Source organism: Amycolatopsis sp. w19 (assembly GCF_051373225.1).
GTDB lineage: Bacteria > Actinomycetota > Actinomycetes > Mycobacteriales > Pseudonocardiaceae > Amycolatopsis > Amycolatopsis japonica.
Map to the genome: position 1 here is coordinate 47,980 of NZ_JBPQFM010000028.1, position 17,468 is coordinate 65,447.

A 17,468-nucleotide genomic window follows, 5' to 3' on the forward strand; every position below is an offset into this window, starting at 1 on the left:
CCTCTGGTGCCGCTTCGAAGGCACCTCCTCAGACCCGAAAGGGAACCCGAAATGAAGGAGAACAACCCCATGCAATCCTGGGCAAAGCGCGGACTCCAGACCGCGTTGGTCACGGGTGGGCTGTTGATGCTGGGTACCGGCATCGCTTCGGCTGACGAACAGGTCAACCCCGACACCCCGGCCTCCCCGCTCGACGCGAACGTCACCGTTCCGGTCGAGATCGACAACAACGCCGTCGGCACCCCCCTCGGCCAGGCCGACCTCCCCGGCTACAAGGGTGAGATCAGCACGAAGGCCGTCACCAAGCCCGTCTCGGACGCGCTGGACTCGGCTTCGTCGCCCGGTGGCAGCACCGACGGCATCGGTGGAGGGCTCCCCGGCCTTTCCGGCAAGAACGCCGCGGTCCCGGCGCCGCTGGCCGCGAAGGACTCGGCCCGCCAGATCACCGGCGGCCCGACCGGTGGTGGGTTCACCACCACGGACGACATCCTCAAGGGCAACAAGGTCGTCGGTGACGTCGTCGTCCCGATCCAGATCGTCGACAACGCCATCGGCGTGATCGGCGACGCCGAGGTCGAGGGTGGCACGCACGACCAGACCTGGGCGCACAACCAGGACATCGAGACCACCGGTGAGGACTCCAGCCTCGCCGGGAACGTCGTGTCCCTCGACTGGGCGCTGCCCGTGCAGATCGCCGGCAACGGCGGCGGGCTCGCCGGCGGCACCGGCCGCGTGGTCGGCGGCTCGGCCAGCCAGAGCACCACCGAGACCGGCAACATCACCACCGACGGCGAGGGCTCGGCCCTGTCCGGCAACGTGCTGGCCGGTCAGTTCGCCACCCCGGTCCAGGTCACCGGCAACGCCGCCTCCTGGATCATCGGCAACGCCAACAGCTCCGGCTACGAGGCCGAGACCGACGCCACCTCCGGCGGCTGGGTCGAGACCGACGGTGACGACTCCGCCCTCGGCGGCAACGTCGGCGCGGTGCCGATCGCCCTCCCGGTGAAGGTGAACGACAACGCGGCCGCCGCGTGGGGTTCGCTCGCGAACTCCAACAGCAGCTCGTCGGCGGACGCCACCGCCGGTGACACCACGCCCGGCTGGAGCAACGTCCCCAGCTACGTGCAGACCTCCGGCGAGGACTCGGCCGTCGCGGGTAACGCGATCGTGCCGCAGACCGCGGACGTCGCGAACGTCGGCGGCGTGGCCGCCAGCTGGATCGGCCTCGCGAACACCGGCACGGAAGGCGGGACCAGCCAGTCCAGCACCGTCGACGCCGGTGGGTTCGTCAGCAGCGAGGGCGAAGGCTCCGCCGGTGGCGGCAACATCGTCGACCCGGCCGTGGCCGCTCCCGTCGAGGTGACCTGCATCGCGGGCACCTACATCGGCAGCGCCAACGTCGCTTCGTGCGAGAACACCGTCGACGCGAACGCCGGCAACGGCACCCACACCACGGGTGACGACTCCACCCTGGCGGGCAACGTCGTCAACACCCAGGCCGCGCTGGCCCCCGAGGTGTTCGGCGTCGCCGGCTCGCACATCGGACAGGCGACCGCCGAGGCGTCCGAGACGAAGACCGTGACCGCGGGTGCGTACGACGGCACCACGGGCAACGACTCGTCCGGCTCGGGCAACATCGTCCAGGTCCCGGCCGCCGTTCCGGCCGAGGTCTTCGGCGTCGGTGGCTCGTTCATCGGTCAGAGCACCGCCTCGGCCGAAGAGACCAAGGTCGTCTCCGGTGGCGGCGGCGGGAACACCGCCGACGACAACGGCTTCCTCAGCTCCAACCTGGGCACCGTGCCGGTTTCGCTGCCGGTGCAGGCGTTCGGGATCGGTGGCGCGTTCATCGGCCAGGGCCACGGCGGCGCCGACGGCGACACCACCTCCAACGCGGGTGGCGACGTCCACGCGACCGGTGACGGTGGCGCGGGCTCGGGCAACCTGGTCTACGGCCCGGTCTCCCTGCCGGTCCAGGCGCACAACTTCGCCGCGGTGCTCGGCGGGATCGCGTCGGGCAAGGGCACGAACCTCACCGACTCGAACGCGGGCGGCGACGCCACCGCGAACGGTGAAGAAGGCGCCCTGGCGGGCAACATCGTCCAGACGCCGATCGGTGGCGCTGTCCCGGTGACCGGGCACGGCATCGCCGGTGCGGGCATCGCCGAGGGCGAGAGCGTCAGCGACGTCCTTTCGGAGGCGGGCGGCGACGCCACCACCAACGGTGACGCGGGCGCGGTTTCGGGCAACATCATCGGCGCGCAGGCGCTGCCGATCGTGCCGGTCACCCACGACGCGGTCGCGGCCGCCGGTCTGGCCGACGCCAACGGCGCCAACACCGTCGACGCCCTTTCGGGCGGGGACGTGGAGACCTCCGGTCTCGACGGATCGCTCTCGGGCAACATCCTCGACATCCCGGCCGCGGTCGACCCCGAGGTGTTCGGCGACGCGATCGCCGCCGCCGGTGGCGTCGCGGAGACGGAAGCCGACAGCATGATCACCGGCCAGGCCGGTGGCGACAGCATCACCGACGGCAGCGGAGAGGCCCTCTCGGGCTTCAACTTCCACCACCCGCTGGTCTTCGTGATCCCGCTGAACGAGCTCGAAATCCCGATCCTGGCGATCGCGGACGAGAACTCGACCGACTCCACCGTGATCAACGAGGAGGAGTACACCCGCGCCTTCACCGACTCGGTCGGTTCGGAGATGCCGATCGACGCGCTGCCCGCGCTGCCGTTCGGTTCGGTGCCGTCGCTGAACGGTGCCGGCGCCCTGCCGACCACCCCGGAGATCGGTGGCGCCCGCGCCGACGGTCCCCAGGTGGCGACCCTCCCGGTGCAGGTGGCCGGCCTGACCGCGCTGAAGCAGCTGGGTGCCATCCCGACGCAGCTGCCGAAGTCGGACCTGCCCGAGCTGCCCGGCACCCCGGCCCTGCCCGGTGTCCCGGCCCTGCCGAAGACCCCGGGTCTGCCCGGTGACGCCGCTCGTGCGGACGCCCCCAAGGTCGCGCAGCTGCCGACCCTCCCGGCGCTGACCAACGGCCTGCCCACCACGGGCAAGCTGCCGGTGCAGCTCCCGACCGCGGGCAACCTGCCCACCGCCGGCAACCTGCCGGTGCAGCTCCCGACGGCCGGCGCCCTGCCGACCGCGGGTGCGCTGCCCACCGCCGGCGCGCTGCCGGTGCAGCTGCCCACCACGGGCACCCTGCCCGCGGTGAACGGCACCCCGGCGATGCCGACCGCGCAGGTCCCGGCTCTGGCGGGCGTCGACTCGTCGCCGCTGAGCATGTTCCAGCGTTTCATCGGCACCCTGACCGGCAAGAAGTTCCACACCATGTGAACCTGCCAGTCGGCTAGCGCCACTGAATGAACCGAAGCGGGCCCGGGAGACACTCCCGGGCCCGCTTTGTGTTCCGCCCCCGATCACGCGTGTTCGCTCTCCAATCACGCGTGTCGTCCGTCTGATCACGCGAGATCGCCGGTTTTCAGCCCCGCGGGGTGAAGAGCGCGTCCTGCGCGGCGCCCATCGCGGTCAGCACCGCGCCCTCCAGCACCGCGCCGCCGCCGACGGTCCCCGGCCGCACCTCGGTCCGCAGCGGCGAGATCTCCGAGAGCCGTCGGCTCACCCGTGCCGCCAGCGCGTCGCCGCCTGCCCGCCCGATCTCCCCGCCGAGGACGAGACAGCCCGGGTCGAGCACCGCGGTTACCGCGGCGGCGCCGATCGCGATCCGCTCCGCGACGATCTCGAGGAAGTCCTCGGCGTTCGAGTCGATCGCGTATCCGACGGCCGCTTCGGCCGCGGCGGCGTCGTCGGCCGATGACGCCGGGATGCCGTGCTCGCGGGCCAGCTCGCACAGCGCGGCGCTGCCCGCCAGCGTATGGAAACCGCCGTCGCAGTCGGTCGCGGTCGGGAGCCGTCCGGGCCCCAGCATCGGCAGGAACCCGATCTCCCCCGCGCCGCCCGACGCGCCCCGCCGCAGCGAACCGTCGAGGACGACGGCCGCGCCGACCCCGAAGCCCAGCCACAGCAGGACGAACGTGTCCCGGTCGCGGGCGGCGCCGAGCCGCTGTTCGGCGGCGGCCGCGAGGTTGACCTCGTTCTCCAGCAGCACCGGGACAGCCAGCCGTCGCCGGAGTTCGTCGACGAGTTTCCCGTGCCACGCGGGCAATCCCCCGGCGTGCCGCAGCCCGCCGGTCGCCGGGTCGACCAGACCGGGGGCACCGACGGCGATCGTGTGCAGCGCGGTCGCGCCCGCCTCGGCGGTCGTGGTCTTCAGCAGGGCGATCGCCCGCTCCACGGCCTCGTCGGTGTCGACGTCCAGGTCGAACGGCAGCGACGCCTCCGCGCGGGTCCGGCCCAGCAGGTCCGCGACCGAAACGGCGAGGCCGTGAGTGCGGACGTCGAGCCCCGCGAGGTACGCGCGTTCGGCGACGATGCCGTACAGCTTCGCGTTCGGGCCGCGGCGGTCCGCGCCCGCCTCGCCGACGATTTCGATCAGGCCCGCGTCCTGCAGACGCTCGACGAGGTCCGCCACCGTCGGCCGGGAAAGCCCGGTCAACGTCTTGAGCTGGGCGGCCGTCAGCGAACCCTCGCGGTGGAGCAGGTCGAGGGCGAGGCGGTCGTTGATGGCGCGCGCCGTGCTCGGGGAGGCGGACGGCGTCCGGATGACACTCACCGGCAGATCCTCCCAGAATTAATTATCAGGTTCCCTTCCTGATAGTTTACGCTGACGGCCGTCGAGTCGTCTCATGGACCTTGGGGGCCCAGTGACCAACACAGTGGAAACCGTCGGCGGGCCGACGCGGCGGGTGCGGCAGGCGCGGGTCGCCATCGCCGCCGTCTTCGCCGTGCACGGCGCGGTGACCGGCAGTTTCGCCACCCGGATCCCGTGGATCCAGGAACACGCGGGGATCAGCGCCGGCCAGCTCGGCCTCGCGCTCGCCTTCCCCGCCATCGGTGCCTCGCTCACCATGCCGCTCGCCGCGCGGATCGGGCACCGGCTCGGCGGCAGGCTGGGCCTTCGGCTGCTGCTCGCGTACTGGACGCTGGCGCTGATCCTCCCGTCCCTGGCGGGAAACCTCGTCACCCTGTGCCTCGCGCTGTTCGTCATGGGCACCGCGGCCGGCACCTCGGACGTGCTGATGAACGCCCTCGGCGTCGACGTCGAGGAGAAGATGGGCAAGTCGGTCATGTCGGGGCTGCACGGCATGTGGACCACGGGCGCGCTCGTCGGCTCGGCCGCGGGCACACTCGCCGCACACGCCGGATTGGACGCCCGGATCCACTTCGTGATCGCGTCGGCGGTGCTCACCGTCGCCGGCGCGCTCCTCTGTCAGGGCGTTTTCGACGTCCGGAGCGCGCCCGACGAGCACCCGCCGCCGAGGTTCGCGTTGCCGCCGAAATCGGCCGTGATCATCGGTGCCGTCGCGTTCTGCGCCGTCTTCGCGGAGGGGGCGAGCCTCGACTGGTCCGCCGTCTACCTGCGTGACGTCCTCGGCACTTCGCCGGGCATCGCGGCCGCGTCGACCACCGCGTTCACCTGCACGATGGCGGTCGCGCGGCTCACGGGCGACGCGCTGGTGCGGCGCTTCGGCTCGGTCAAGACCGTCCGCGCGGGCGGGGTGTTCGCGACCGCCGGTGGGTTGCTGGTCGTCTTCGCCGTCCATCCGGTGATGGCGATGGCCGGTTTCGCCCTGATCGGGCTCGGCGTCTCCGTCGTCGTACCGCTCGCCTTCGCGGCGGCCGGACGCAGCGGGCCGACCCCGAGCCAGTCGATCGCGGGCGTCGCGACCATCACCTATTCGTCGGGTCTCGTCGCACCGTCGCTCATCGGCGGGATCGCCGACCTGACGTCGTTGACGATCTCCTTCGCGGTGGTCACGCTGCTGGCGCTCGGCTTGGTGGCGGGCGCCGGCGTCCTGCGGTCCCGCTAGCCGAACTGGAGGGATCGCTTGGCGAGGCCGTGCCAGTAGCCGTCGATGACGGTCTCACCCTTGCCCTCCGACGAGCTCGCGCCGAGCGACACGAACAGTGGCGCGAAGTGTTCGATCCTGGGGTGCGCGATGGCCGCGGCGGGGGCCTTGTGCTGGAAGTCCAGCAACGCGTCGAGGTCGCCCTCGCGCAGGGTTTCCGCACCCCAGTGGTCGAATTCGCTCGACCACGACGGCGGCGTCCCGTCGGTGCCGTCGGTCTCGCGCATCGCGCTCAGGTTGTGGGTGAAGAAACCGCTGCCGATGATCAGCACGCCTTCGTCGCGCAGCGGCGCGAGCTTGCGGCCGAGGTCGAACAGCTCACGCGGGTCCAGCGACGGCATCGACACCTGAAGCACCGGGATGTCGGCGTCCGGGTACATCTCCACGAGCGGGACGTACGCGCCGTGATCGAGACCGCGGTCGGGCGCGTCGTGGACCGGCGTCTGGGACGAGCGCAGGAGTTTGCGAACCTTGTCCGCCAGCGCGGGAGCGCCGGGCGCGGCGTATTCCACCTGGTAGTAGCGGTCCGGGAAGCCCCAGAAGTCGTAGACCAGCGGCACCGTGGTGGTGGCGCCGAGGGTCAGCGGGGCCTCTTCCCAGTGCGCCGAGACGACGAGGATCGCCTTCGGCTTCTCGAGGTCCGCCGACCAGCCGGCGAGCTGGCGGGTCCAGGTGGCGTCGTCGGCGAGCGGCGGCGCGCCGTGGCTGAGGTAGAGCACCGGCGTCATGTCAGCTCCAGGTGTTTGAACTTTCAACTACCAGGATAGACGACGCCGCCCGCCTCCGCCTTATTCCCGGGCGAGGTTCGCCGCCATGCGCTCCAGCACGCCGACCGTCGCCCGGTACTCGTCGTCGCTGATGCCTTCGGTCACGCGTGCTCGGAACTCGCCGACCTTGGTCTTCAGCCGGAGGTGTGCCGCCTGGCCTGCTTCGGTCAGGCCGTCCTCGTCCATCCAGCCGCGAACGCGCAGGTCGGCGATGGTTTCCCGGAGATCTCCGAATGACTTCAGTGCCTCGTCGGTCGACGCTCCCGTGTTCAGGGCCTGCCAGTGGCGGCGGGTCAGCGATTCGGCGGCGAGGAGGTGGTCCAGTGAAGATTCGAGAGCCTGGTGAAGATGGGCGAACCAGAATCCGATGGGTTTCATGGATACTCCTCAGGTAGACGCAACTACATGTAAAAATACATGCACTTGGTGAGGACGGGCAATGACGGACGCCGTGGCCGACGTGGAACGCGCGATGATCGCCATCCGGCGAAGCCAGGCGAGGCGATCGCTGTCGAAACTCGCCCGCGATCGCGCCGAAACGATGCCGGACCAGGCGATACAGGGACTCCTCGATGCCGTCGAAGCGGCCGAGGAGAGCGGCGAACCGGGTACCGTCACCAGCCTCGCGTCGGCGTTGACCATCGACCAGCCGCGGGCGAGCCGCCTGGTCGCCCGCGCGGTCGAGGGTGGTTTCCTCCGGCGCGAAGCCGATCAGCGCGACGGTCGCCGCGCCGTCCTCGTGCTCACCGAAACCGGTCGCGCCGAAGTGACGCGGATGCACGAATTCCGCCGCTCGGTGTTCGCCGAGGCGATGGCGGACTGGCCGGACGGCGACCGTCGCGAGTTCGCGCGGCTGCTGACGGCGTTCGTCCGGAACTACGGGGCGCTCGGCGTGAAGTAGTTGACCAGGTTGCCGTCGGGGTCGCGGAACAGCAGCGACCGGTTCCCCCACGGCATCGTGGTCGGCTCCTGCACGATCTCGGCCAGGTCCGCCAGCCGCTCGTACTCGCGGTCGACGTCCTCGACGCGGAATTCGAGGATCGCGGTCCGGTTCGATTCGGGCACGGCGGCGCCCGCGCCGAACAGCTGCATCGTCTCGGCGCTGCCGATCGCCAAGGTGCACGACGAGCCGACGAGTTCGGCGAACTGCTCGGAGCGCCACCGCGCGTCGAGGCCGGTCGCCTTCTCGTAGAAACCGGCGAGGCGGGCGACGTCGTGGGTGATCACGCGGACGGAAACGAACTGCACGAGGGATCCTTTCGGGTGCCGGAAAGCGGGACACCGGCCACGCTAGGAGCAATACCGGGCAGAATCCGCCCGGTATTCTCCGGCTTGTGACCAGGCCCATCGCCCGAGTGCTCGCGTTGCTGGAGATCCTCCAGAGCGGCGGGACGCGGACCGTCGCCGAGCTCGCCGACCGGCTCGACGTGGACGAACGCACCGTCCGGCGCTACGCCGAACACCTCGTCGACCTGGACATCCCGGTGCGCTCGGTGCGCGGCCGGTACGGCGGTTACCGGCTGGCCCCCGGTTATCGGATGCCGCCGCTGATGCTCACCGACGAGGAGGCGCTGGCCGTCTTGCTCGGTCTGGTCGCGGGGCGGCGGGCGGGGCTGATCACCACGTCGGTCGCGGCCGTCGAGAGCGCGGTCGCGAAGGTCCGGCGGGTGCTTCCCGAAGCACTGGGCCGCCGGTTGGACGCGCTGCTGGAGACCGCCGACTTCACCGCTCCCGCCCGGAAAGCCCTGTCGGCCGAGGCCGAAGTGCTGCTCACCGTCGCGGAGGCGGCGCGGGACCGGCGTCCGGTCGGGCTCGCGTATCTCGCAGGTCACGGCGGTGCGAGCGAACGCGTCGTCCATCCCTACGGAGTTGTGGCGCACTCCGGACGGTGGTACCTGACGGGCTTCGACTCGGCCAGCGGCGAGGTGCGCACCTTCCGCGTCGACCGGATCCAGTCGGCCGAGACGCGGGCCGGGACGTTCGAGGCGCCGGACGGCTTCGATCCGGCCGAGCGGGTGCTGACCGCGCTGGCCGAGACGCCGTACCGGTACGACGTCTCCGTGCGGATCCACGCGACGCCCGAGGAGATCCGCGCCGTCCTCCCGCCGTCGGTGGCCACTCTCGAAACCGACGGCGACCGGGTACGCGTCCGCATCCGTGCGCAGCGGCTGGCCTGGATCCCGCCGCTGCTCGCCGCGCTCGACCGGCCGTTCGTCATCGAACGGCCGGCCGAGCTCCGAGATCTGGTCGGCGCGCTGGCGACCCGGCTGGCCGAGCGGGCGCGCTGACCGGTCACTTACCGCAGAACACCGTCCGGACGAGCTTGTTCAGCGCCGCCGGGAAGGCCTGCGTCGGGTCGTTCGCGGCGTCCCCGCCGGTGACCGACGCGGTCAGCGTCTTGCTGCCGTCCGGCGTGCTGTACATCAGCGATCCGTAGCCGTTGAGGCCACCGTTGTGGTTGAGGACGACGCCGACACAGCCCGGGCCCAGGTCCTGCGAGAACTGCCCGAGACCGTAGAAGCCGTAGAGGCTTTCGCTGCCGGGGTGCGTCACGCGCATCTCGGCCAGCAGCCAGGCCGGGAGGAGCTTTCCGCTCTGCAGCGCGGAAAAGTACGTCTGGAGATCCTTGGTCGTCGAGATCATGTCGCCGGCGCTGGAGATCCAGGTCGGGTTCTGGTGGGTGACGTCGATCGTCTTCCACTGGCCGGCGTTTTCGTAGCGGTAGTAGGCGTGGGCGTACGGCTTGGGCATCCCGGCCCACGCCCCCGGCGACAAGGTGTCACGCAGCTTGAGCGGCCGAAGGATCCGCCGGTCCAGCTCGTCGGCGAACGGGCGGCCACTGAGTTTCTCGACCAGCAGCCTGGCCACCACGTAGTTGGTGTTGGAGTAGCTCCAGCCCGCCCCCGGCGCGAAGACCGCGGGCTTGGACACGGCCAGCCGCACCAGTTCCTCCGGCTGGTAGGTGTGGAACCGCTTGTCCACCCATTCCTGGCCCGCCCACGGGATCCCCGGCGTGACCGTGCCGTCCGGGTTGTACTGGCCGGTGTGGTTGAACAGCCCGCTGGTGTGCTGCAGCAGCATCCGCACGGTGATCCGCGGGTCCAGCCCGAGCTGGGGAAGGAGACCGGCGACCGGGGTGTCGAGCCCGATCCGGCCCTCGGCCACGAACTGCAGCACCAGGGTCGCGGTGAAGTTCTTCGTCGTGCTGCCGACGCGGAAGTGGCCGTTCGTCGGCGGCTTCGCGGTCCCGCCCAGTTCGCGCACCCCGGCGCTGCCGGTCCATTCGCCCCGCTCGTCTCGGACGCGCAGCTGCATCCCGCCGAACCCGGCGTCGACGAATTCCTGGGCCGCCCGCTGCAGTTCCGGGCGATCCTGCCCGGCGGAGGCGGCGGGGGCGGCCACGCCCGCCAGCAGTGCGGCGGCCAGCGCGGTGAGACCGATGCGGCGGAAGGTCTTCAGTGTCTTGGTCATGGCGACCACATTCGCGGGGCGCGCTGACACGGGACGGTCACGGCGCTGACATGGGAGTCTCGATCATGGACGAATTCAGGTTCGAGCAGGAACTGGTGCGGGCTCTGCTGCGGGAACAGCATCCGGATCTCGCGGAACTCGAACTCCGCGACGTCGAAGGCGGCTGGGACAACCAGCAGTGGCGCCTCGGACCGGACCTGGCCGTGCGCCTGCCGCGCACCGAACGCGCGCCGGAGTTGTTGCGCGGCGAGCAGAAATGGCTTCCCGTGCTGGCCGAGCGCTTGCCACTGCCCACTCCGGTGCCGGTGCGGATCGGTGAGCCTTCGGCCCTGTTCGAGCACACCTGGACGATCACGCGCTGGGTCGAGGGCGAGCCTTCGGATCGCGCGCCGATCACCCGTCCGGATGCCGCCGAGACACTCGCGGACTTCCTCGCGGCGCTGCATCAGGAGGCGCCCGCGGATGCGCCGGTCAGCCCGACGCGCGGCATCCCGCTCGCGGAAATGCGCGACGGTTTCGACCAGGGGCTGGAGTTCATCGAGGGCGACGCGAACACCGGACCCGCGCGGGAGATCTGGGAGAAGGCCCTCGCGGCGCCCGCGTGGGACGGGGCACCGATCTGGCTGCACGGCGACCTCCATGCCGCGAACGTGATCGTGCGGGACGGAACACTCGCCGGGGTGATCGATTTCGGTGACCTGTGCTCGGGCGATCCCGCGACCGACCTGTCGGCGGCCTGGCTCCTGCTGCCCGAGGGCCCGGCGAACCGGTTCTTCGAGGCCTACGCGGTCGCGGACGAGGCCACCGTCGCGCGGGCCCGCGGCTGGGCGGTTCTGCGCGCTTTGCACCTGATCGGCATCGGGCGCAACGGCAGGCTCGGTCGTCCCGGGGGCAAGCCGACCTGGGAGCCGGCGGCCAGGGCGGCCCTCGAACGCGCGTCAGCCTGAGAGGCGGGCTTCGATGCCGTCCAGGAGGAAATCGAGGCCCATCCGGAAGGTCTCGTCGGCGTCCAGGTGGACGGCGTCGCGGACGACCGTGGCCAGCGCGGGGAGATCGCCGCTGGCGAACGCCCGCGTCAGATAGGGCCCGAGCGTGGCCTGCCACCGCTGCTCGTCCATCCCGGTGGCACGTTCGGCGCGGCGTTCGGCGATCTCCCGGCGGACCGCGCCGATCGCGTACGCGTTGACCGCCGAGACCACCGGCATCGCGGAGTCCACTCCGACGTCGCCCACCGCCGCCATCACGGCCTCGGCGGTGGCCAGCGCGTGCGGCCCCAGCTGAGGCCTGCCACCCAGGAGGTCGGCGAGCCATTCGTGCCGGTGGACGGCGCGGCGCAGGGCGTCGGCGAGCGACCGCAGCGCCTCCCGCCAGCCGTCCCCGGTGGGGCGGATCTCGGCGTGGGCGGCGTCGACCATCAGGTCGAGCAGCTCTTCTTTGCTCTCGATGTAGCCGTACAGCCGCATCGGACCGACGTCCAGCGCGGTCGCGATCTTGCGCAGGGACACCGCGTCCAGGCCGTCCGCGTCGGCGAGCCGGATCGCCGCCCGCACGATCAGCTCCCGGCTCAGCGGGGCCAGCGCGGGCCGATCCGGCGGCTCGGGCCGCTCCCACACCACCATGACGGTGACAATACAACGCATCGCTCGATACAGTGTATCGACCAATACACTGTATCGAGAGGTGCGAATCATGACCATCGCCATCGCCGGAGCGGGCCTCGGCGGCCTGGCTCTGGCCCAGGTCCTGCATGTCCACGGCATCGAAGCAGTCGTGTACGAACGGGAGTCGTCACGCGACGCCCGCGGCCAGGGCGGCATGCTCGACATCCACGCCGACACCGGGCAGCGGGCGCTGCGCGAAGCCGGCCTGATCGACCGGTTCGCCGCGATCGCCCGCGGCGAGGGCCAGGACATGCGGCTCCTGGACCCGGACGGCACCCTGCTGCTGCAGGAGGACACACCGGACGACGCGCCCTTCGCGCGGCCCGAGGTCGACCGGGCCGATCTGCGCGACCTGCTGCTGGACTCGCTCCCCGAGCACACGGTGCGCTGGGGGCACGCGTTCGAATCCGCCGGAGACGGCGTCGTGCGCTTCGCGAATGGGCACAGCGCGACGTACGACCTCCTGGTCGGTGCCGATGGCGCCAACTCCCGCGTCCGCGCCTTGCTCACCGACGCCCGGCCGGCGCATCTCGGTCACAACCTGGTCGAACTCCGCATCCCCGACATCGACCGCACCCATCCCGATCTCGCGGCGATGGTCGGGCGCGGCACATACTGGGTGCTCGGCGACGGGAAATCCCTCGCGGCGCAGCGCAACGGCGACGGCACGGTTCGCGTCGGTCTCAGCTTCTACGGCACCGCCGAGGACTGGTTCGCCACCAACGGGATGCCGCTCGACGATCCGGCCGCCGCCCGGACGTGGCTGATCGGACGGCTCGACGGCTGGGACGCGCGGTTCACCGCGCTGATCGCGGCCTGCGACGACGTGGTCGTGCCGCGGTCGATCAGCAGCCTCCCCGTCGGCCTGACCTGGCCGTCGGCGCCGGACGTCACCCTGCTCGGCGACGCCGCGCACCTGATGCCGCCGGTGGGCGAAGGCGCCAACATGGCCCTGCTCGACGGCGCCCTGCTCGGGCTCGCGCTGGCCGCGCGGCCGGACGACTTCCCCGCCGCAGTCAAGGAGTACGAACACGAGATGTTCGAACGCGCCGCGGCCGCCGCCCGGATGTCCGAGCGGGTCCACGAACTCCTCGCGGCTCCGGACGCTTCCCGGAAAATGCTCGAGTTCTTCCAGCCCGGGTGAGGCTAAGGTGGCTATGAACGAAAACCCATTTCGTTCATAGCCAGCCGGGAGCCGAGATGCCGAGCCCGTTCAGCGCCGAGGACCGCGCGAGGATCATCGAGCGGCTCCTGGACGCCGGACGTGCCCTGTTCGCCGCGCAGGGCCTGCGCAAAACCTCTCTGGACGACCTCGTTGCTCCCGCTGGGATCGCCAAAAGCAGCTTCTACGCCTTCTTCGACTCCAAAGAGGCGCTGTACCTGGAGCTCATGCTGAGGCAGGCCCCTGAGCTGCACGAACAGCTGGCGACAGTGGTGAACGAGACCGAAAACGCCCGCGCCGCCCTTGCCGGTTTCCTGCGCGCCACGGTACGGATCTTGGCGGAGAACCCGCTCTACCACCGGCTGATCACGCATCCCGAGGAGATGCGGGCGGTGGCCCGGCGGATGGGGCCCGAGGAGATGGCCAGGGCCGAGCAGGTGTTGCCGCTGCCCGGATTCCTGGCGGCGGCCAGAGCCAAGGGACAACTCGTCGACGCCGACGACGACGAGTTGACCGGGGTGCTCCAGGCCGTCCTGCTGCTGCCCATGCACCGGCAGGACATCGGCGAGCAGCGCTACCCCGCCGTACTCGACCGGCTCATCGACATCGTCGCGGCGGGACTGATCAAGGAGTGACCATGCGCGAAGGTGTACTGGCCGGTGGAGCCCCGTATTTCGAGTTCGGCACGGGAAGCCCGCTCGTCGTCTTCCGGACGGTGCTGCCCGACTCGGCCAACCCCACCGGCGTCGCCCGCTGGGCGGAGGTGCGGTCCCTCAAACCGCTGGCCACGCGGTTCACCGTGCTGACGGTCGGGCGGCGGCCGGGGCTCGCGCCGGGCGTCACCATGGCCGACCTCGCCGCCCACCACGCCGAGGAGCTGCTGGAACGCTTCGACCGCCCTGTCGACGTGCTCGGCGTGTCCACGGCCGGCTGCCTGGCGCTGCAGTTCGCCGCCGACCACCCCGGCCTGGTGCGAAACCTGGTGGTCGGCGCCGCGGGCACCCGCCTCGGCTCGACCGGCCGCCGCGTCCAGCGCGAGTACGCGGATCTCCTGGCCGCCGGACGGCACCGGGCCGCGGCCATGGCGCTGGCGCCCACGGTCGCGGAATCCCGGCCGGGGCGGGCACTGCTGGCCGGTCTGCTGGCACTGACCTCCGGCCGTCCGGCGGATCCGAACGGCATGGTGGCCATGCTGCGGGCCGAAGACGCCTTCGACATCGAAGACCGGCTCGGCGAGATCACCGCGCCCACCTTGGTGATCGCCGGCTCGCGGGACGCCCTCTACCCGCTCGAACTCGCCGAGCGGGTGGCCGACAAGACCCGCCGCGGCGATCTCAAGGTCTACCCGGGCCGACGGCACCACACCGTGATGAGCGATCGGCGTTTCACCAAGGACGTCTTCGAGTTCTTGCTTTAGTCGTGTGACAGGTCGACGAAGCGGCTGTAGTGCAGCTGGTGCGCGACGGTGATCGTCGCCGTCGGCCCGGCACGGTGCTTCGCGATGATCAGGTCCGCCTCACCCGCCCGCGGGTCGTCCCGCTCCCAGGCGTCGGGGCGGTTGACCAGGATGACGAGGTCGGCGTCCTGCTCCAGCGAGCCGGACTCACGGAGGTCGGACAGCATCGGGCGTTTGTCGGTCCGCTGCTCGGGACCACGGTTCAGCTGGCTGATCGCGATCACCGGGACCTCGATCTCCTTCGCCAGCAGCTTCATCTGCCGCGAGAACTCCGAGACCTCCTGCTGCCGCGACTCGACGCGCTTGCCCGAGGTCATCAGCTGGAGATAGTCGAGGACGACGAGTTTGAGGTCGTTGCGCTGCTTGAGCCGCCGGGCCTTCGCGCGGATCTCCATCATCGTCATGTTCGGCGAGTCGTCGACGAACAGTGGCGCCTCGGAGACCTCGCTCATCCGGCGCGCGAGCCGCGTCCAGTCGTCGTCGGACATCTTGCCACCGCGCATATCCGCCAGGCGGATCCGAGCCTCGGCCGACAGCATGCGCATGACGATCTCGGTCCTGCTCATTTCCAGCGAGAAGATGACGCTGGTCAGACCGTGTTTGATGGACGCCGACCGCGCGAAGTCCAGTCCGAGCGTCGAGTTGTGGGTCGGGACCATCGATCGCCCGGCCAGGTACAGATGGTCCGGAGCGTCGACCTCCACACACCGCACCGGGACGGACGCCACGGGGCGGACGTCCACGACGTAGCGGAGGTGGGGCCGGACGCGGACGTTGGTGAGCCGCTCCTTCTGCTCCAGATGCTTCCGCTGCAGCCAGAACACCCGGTCCTGGGTGGTGAAGCCGAGGATGTACGCCGTCGAGGTCTCTTCGCTGCGCCCCTTGACCCTCTTGGTCGTGAACGCGCAGCGGTACCCGAGGCTGACGATCAGTTCCCGGGTCTGCACGGCGAGCACCTTGCTCGTCACGGCGAACTGAACCGCGCCGGAATGGGTGACGGTGCCGTCGGTGTCGAGCAGCCCGGCCAGCAGCGCGCGGCGTTGCTCGACGGAGGCCCGCAGATACTCCACCGGGATGTGCTTGTTCCCCAGCACGCCCAATGTGCGGAGAATCGCCTGCACACTGCCGTGTTCGTTGCGGCAGGCCTGGCAAAGTCGCAAACCCGACGACGGGCGCCCGCAGTCGGGGCAGGTCGGCGCGGGCACCGGGGGGCTCTGGAAACGCACCTTGCCGCCGCAGGAACGGCCGCATGTCCGCACCTGGGAGGTCTGGGGCAGGAACGGTTCGCCGCATACCTCGCAACGGCGGTATTCCACCGGGTCCGGCGGAACCAACCGCAGGGTGTACGACAGCTCGGCATGGCGTTCCACCAGGAGTCCGGCTTCCCCTTCCAGGTAGCAGATGATCTCCGGGTCCGCCGTGGTGAAGCGGGCGCTCGCCGAGTGGCCGTCGCCGAGCCAGGCGCCGAGCGCGTAGGGGTGAAGCGGGAGTTCGCGTTCAGGCAGTTGCAGCGGAGCCGTGGTCGCGATGGAGTGGTTGGCACGGCCGTCCGCCGTTCGGCAGCGCAGCGTGGCCGCCAGCTCTTCCGTCGTGCGCACCGCCGGGCCGGCCGCCGAGCGGCGGGACGACCTCGTGTCGGTCAGCCACTGGTGTTCGGCGTCCGCGAGGAGCACCGTGCCGTCCGAGAACTCGACCTCGTAGCAAGGGCGGCCCTCCATGACCTCGGTCGCCGCGACCACGGTCGTGGGGCGGCCGTTCGCGCCGATCAGCCTGTCGCCGGGCTGGACCTCCCCCATGGTCGTCCAGCCGTCGGGAGTGGCCAGCGGGGTGTCCAGGGCGAGCGCCTTCCCGACACCGGGCCGCGCCGCGACGATGATCATCTGGCCGGGGTGCAGGCCATTGGTCAGATCGTCGAAGTCGGCGAACCCGGTCGGGATGCCCTGCGACTGCCCGCCGCGCGACGCGATCGCGTCGATCTCGTCCATGGTCGGCTGGAGCAGCTCTTCGAGCGCGACGTAGTCCTCGCTGGTGCGCCGCTCGGTGACGTCGTAGATCGCGGCCTGCGCGCGGTCGACGACCTCGTCGATGTTCGCGCCGTCGGCCGCGGCCGCGCCGTAGCCGTACTGCACGATCCGCGTGCCCGCTTCGACCAGGCGCCGCAGCACCGCCTTCTCGGAGACGATCTCGGCGTAGTACCCGGCGTTCGCCGCCGTCGGCACCGTCGCGATCAGGGTGTGCAGATACGGGGCGCCGCCGACACGGCTCAGCTCGCCGCGGCGTTCCAGCTCGGCGGAGACGGTGATCGGGTCGGCTGGTTCGCCTCGGCCGTAGAGATCGAGGATGACGTCGTAGATCGCTTGATGTGCGGGGCGGTAGAAGTCGTCGGGGCCGAGGGCTTCGATGACGTCGGCGACGGCGTCCTTCGACAGCAGCATGCCGCCGAGCACGGATTGCTCGGCCGCGATGTCCTGCGGAGGCTGGCGGTCGTATTCGCCGCCACGCGGACCGGGGTCGCTGGGACCCGGGTCGGACTCCGCGTACATCGGATTGCGGTCGTCGGTCAGCGCCACCGCTGCTGCCACCTCCTCAAGATATCGAACACGCGTTCGATTATGCCAGAATTTCCCCGGTCGGTCCGCCCGCGCCCGTCCGCCCCTCCCGCGGCTCCGGACTCTCCCCTGTCTTCCCCTTTTCGGCCGGACGACCACCACGGTGTGTACCGGCCCGGCGGGCACGCTAAGCCCCCCGAAAGGACGAGCGCAATTTCGCCTGGGGACCGCCCTGTGGATAACCTGGGGATGACTGCGGGCATCCCTTCACAGGTGGCCGAAACCCTGTGTACAACTTGTGGGCAACGCTGGGATGGTCTGACAAAAGTGCTGGTCAGGCCCTGTGGAGAGTCTGTGGAGAACTTTATTCACCTCGCGACGGCGTGTCGGGCAAAAGTCGTCGTTCGGCGTGTCGCACGCGGGCGCACAGGGG

General features: G+C 70.7%; 15 protein-coding genes. 8 read left to right on the top strand and 7 right to left on the bottom strand.

Translation table 11 applies throughout. The features are described from left to right. Positions 1 to 69: 69 nt before the first annotated feature. Positions 70 to 3,336, top strand: a complete 3,267-nt coding sequence (locus ACSMFO_RS35700) for a beta strand repeat-containing protein (RefSeq protein ID WP_436462023.1) — start codon at positions 70 to 72, stop codon at positions 3,334 to 3,336. 145 nt (positions 3,337 to 3,481) lie between these two features. On the opposite strand, the gene ACSMFO_RS35705 is transcribed toward ACSMFO_RS35700, so the two are convergent. Continuing rightward, entirely contained in the window at positions 3,482 to 4,672 is a 1,191-nt protein-coding gene (locus ACSMFO_RS35705; RefSeq protein WP_436462024.1) for an ROK family transcriptional regulator, read from the bottom strand. A 91-nt stretch (positions 4,673 to 4,763) separates the two neighbouring features. Here ACSMFO_RS35705 and ACSMFO_RS35710 point away from each other — a divergent pair, with 91 nt between their 5' ends. Beyond that, positions 4,764 to 5,930 (top strand): MFS transporter, encoded by a 1,167-nt coding sequence (locus ACSMFO_RS35710; protein WP_436462025.1) that lies wholly within the window; start codon positions 4,764 to 4,766, stop codon positions 5,928 to 5,930. Here the strand turns inward: ACSMFO_RS35710 and ACSMFO_RS35715 are convergent. Further along, a complete protein-coding gene (locus tag ACSMFO_RS35715; RefSeq protein ID WP_038521960.1) occupies positions 5,927 to 6,697 on the bottom strand; it encodes a dioxygenase family protein in 771 nt (256 codons plus the stop codon). The two genes, ACSMFO_RS35710 and ACSMFO_RS35715, sit on opposite strands and share 4 nt — an antisense overlap. A 60-nt stretch (positions 6,698 to 6,757) precedes the next feature. After that, positions 6,758 to 7,114, bottom strand: coding sequence for a MarR family transcriptional regulator (locus tag ACSMFO_RS35720; RefSeq protein ID WP_436462026.1), 357 nt, complete (start codon positions 7,112 to 7,114; stop codon positions 6,758 to 6,760). A gap of 61 nt (positions 7,115 to 7,175) precedes the next feature. On the opposite strand from ACSMFO_RS35720, the gene ACSMFO_RS35725 reads away from it, so the two are divergent. Continuing rightward, entirely contained in the window at positions 7,176 to 7,637 is a 462-nt protein-coding gene (locus ACSMFO_RS35725; protein WP_436462027.1) for a MarR family winged helix-turn-helix transcriptional regulator, read from the top strand. Here the strand turns inward: ACSMFO_RS35725 and ACSMFO_RS35730 are convergent. After that, positions 7,613 to 7,984 carry a VOC family protein gene (locus ACSMFO_RS35730; RefSeq protein ID WP_436462028.1) on the bottom strand — a complete coding sequence of 124 codons (372 nt, stop codon included), beginning with the start codon at positions 7,982 to 7,984 and terminating at the stop codon, positions 7,613 to 7,615. The two genes, ACSMFO_RS35725 and ACSMFO_RS35730, sit on opposite strands and share 25 nt — an antisense overlap. An 86-nt stretch (positions 7,985 to 8,070) precedes the next feature. On the opposite strand from ACSMFO_RS35730, the gene ACSMFO_RS35735 reads away from it, so the two are divergent. Then, positions 8,071 to 9,024 (top strand): helix-turn-helix transcriptional regulator, encoded by a 954-nt coding sequence (locus ACSMFO_RS35735; RefSeq protein WP_436462029.1) that lies wholly within the window; start codon positions 8,071 to 8,073, stop codon positions 9,022 to 9,024. 4 nt (positions 9,025 to 9,028) lie between these two features. Here the strand turns inward: ACSMFO_RS35735 and ACSMFO_RS35740 are convergent, their stop codons facing one another. Continuing rightward, entirely contained in the window at positions 9,029 to 10,207 is a 1,179-nt protein-coding gene (locus ACSMFO_RS35740; protein ID WP_436462030.1) for a serine hydrolase domain-containing protein, read from the bottom strand. 65 nt (positions 10,208 to 10,272) lie between these two features. On the opposite strand from ACSMFO_RS35740, the gene ACSMFO_RS35745 reads away from it, so the two are divergent. Next, the gene (locus tag ACSMFO_RS35745) at positions 10,273 to 11,154 is read left to right on the top strand and encodes an aminoglycoside phosphotransferase family protein (RefSeq protein ID WP_436462031.1); all 882 of its coding nucleotides are present in this window, start codon (positions 10,273 to 10,275) and stop codon (positions 11,152 to 11,154) included. On the opposite strand, the gene ACSMFO_RS35750 is transcribed toward ACSMFO_RS35745, so the two are convergent. Continuing rightward, positions 11,146 to 11,826 (bottom strand): TetR/AcrR family transcriptional regulator, encoded by a 681-nt coding sequence (locus ACSMFO_RS35750; protein ID WP_436462032.1) that lies wholly within the window; start codon positions 11,824 to 11,826, stop codon positions 11,146 to 11,148. The two genes, ACSMFO_RS35745 and ACSMFO_RS35750, sit on opposite strands and share 9 nt — an antisense overlap. 70 nt (positions 11,827 to 11,896) lie before the next feature. Between ACSMFO_RS35750 and ACSMFO_RS35755 the strand changes: the two genes are divergently transcribed. From ACSMFO_RS35755 to ACSMFO_RS35765, 3 genes are read left to right on the top strand one after another with little or no spacing between them, the layout of a single operon-like run. Further along, positions 11,897 to 13,012: an FAD-dependent oxidoreductase gene (locus tag ACSMFO_RS35755; RefSeq protein ID WP_436462033.1), complete on the top strand. Its 1,116-nt coding sequence runs from the start codon at positions 11,897 to 11,899 to the stop codon at positions 13,010 to 13,012. A gap of 56 nt (positions 13,013 to 13,068) precedes the next feature. Beyond that, complete coding sequence (locus ACSMFO_RS35760; RefSeq protein WP_436462034.1) at positions 13,069 to 13,665, top strand: TetR/AcrR family transcriptional regulator; 597 nt, start codon at positions 13,069 to 13,071, stop codon at positions 13,663 to 13,665. A gap of 2 nt (positions 13,666 to 13,667) precedes the next feature. Further along, on the top strand, positions 13,668 to 14,447 hold the full coding sequence (locus ACSMFO_RS35765; protein ID WP_436462035.1) for an alpha/beta fold hydrolase: 780 nt from the start codon (positions 13,668 to 13,670) through the stop codon (positions 14,445 to 14,447). Here ACSMFO_RS35765 and dnaB read toward each other — a convergent pair. Next, positions 14,444 to 17,056 carry a replicative DNA helicase gene (gene dnaB / locus ACSMFO_RS35770; RefSeq protein ID WP_436462049.1) on the bottom strand — a complete coding sequence of 871 codons (2,613 nt, stop codon included), beginning with the start codon at positions 17,054 to 17,056 and terminating at the stop codon, positions 14,444 to 14,446. The genes ACSMFO_RS35765 and dnaB overlap by 4 nt on opposite strands. Positions 17,057 to 17,468: the final 412 nt, after the last annotated feature.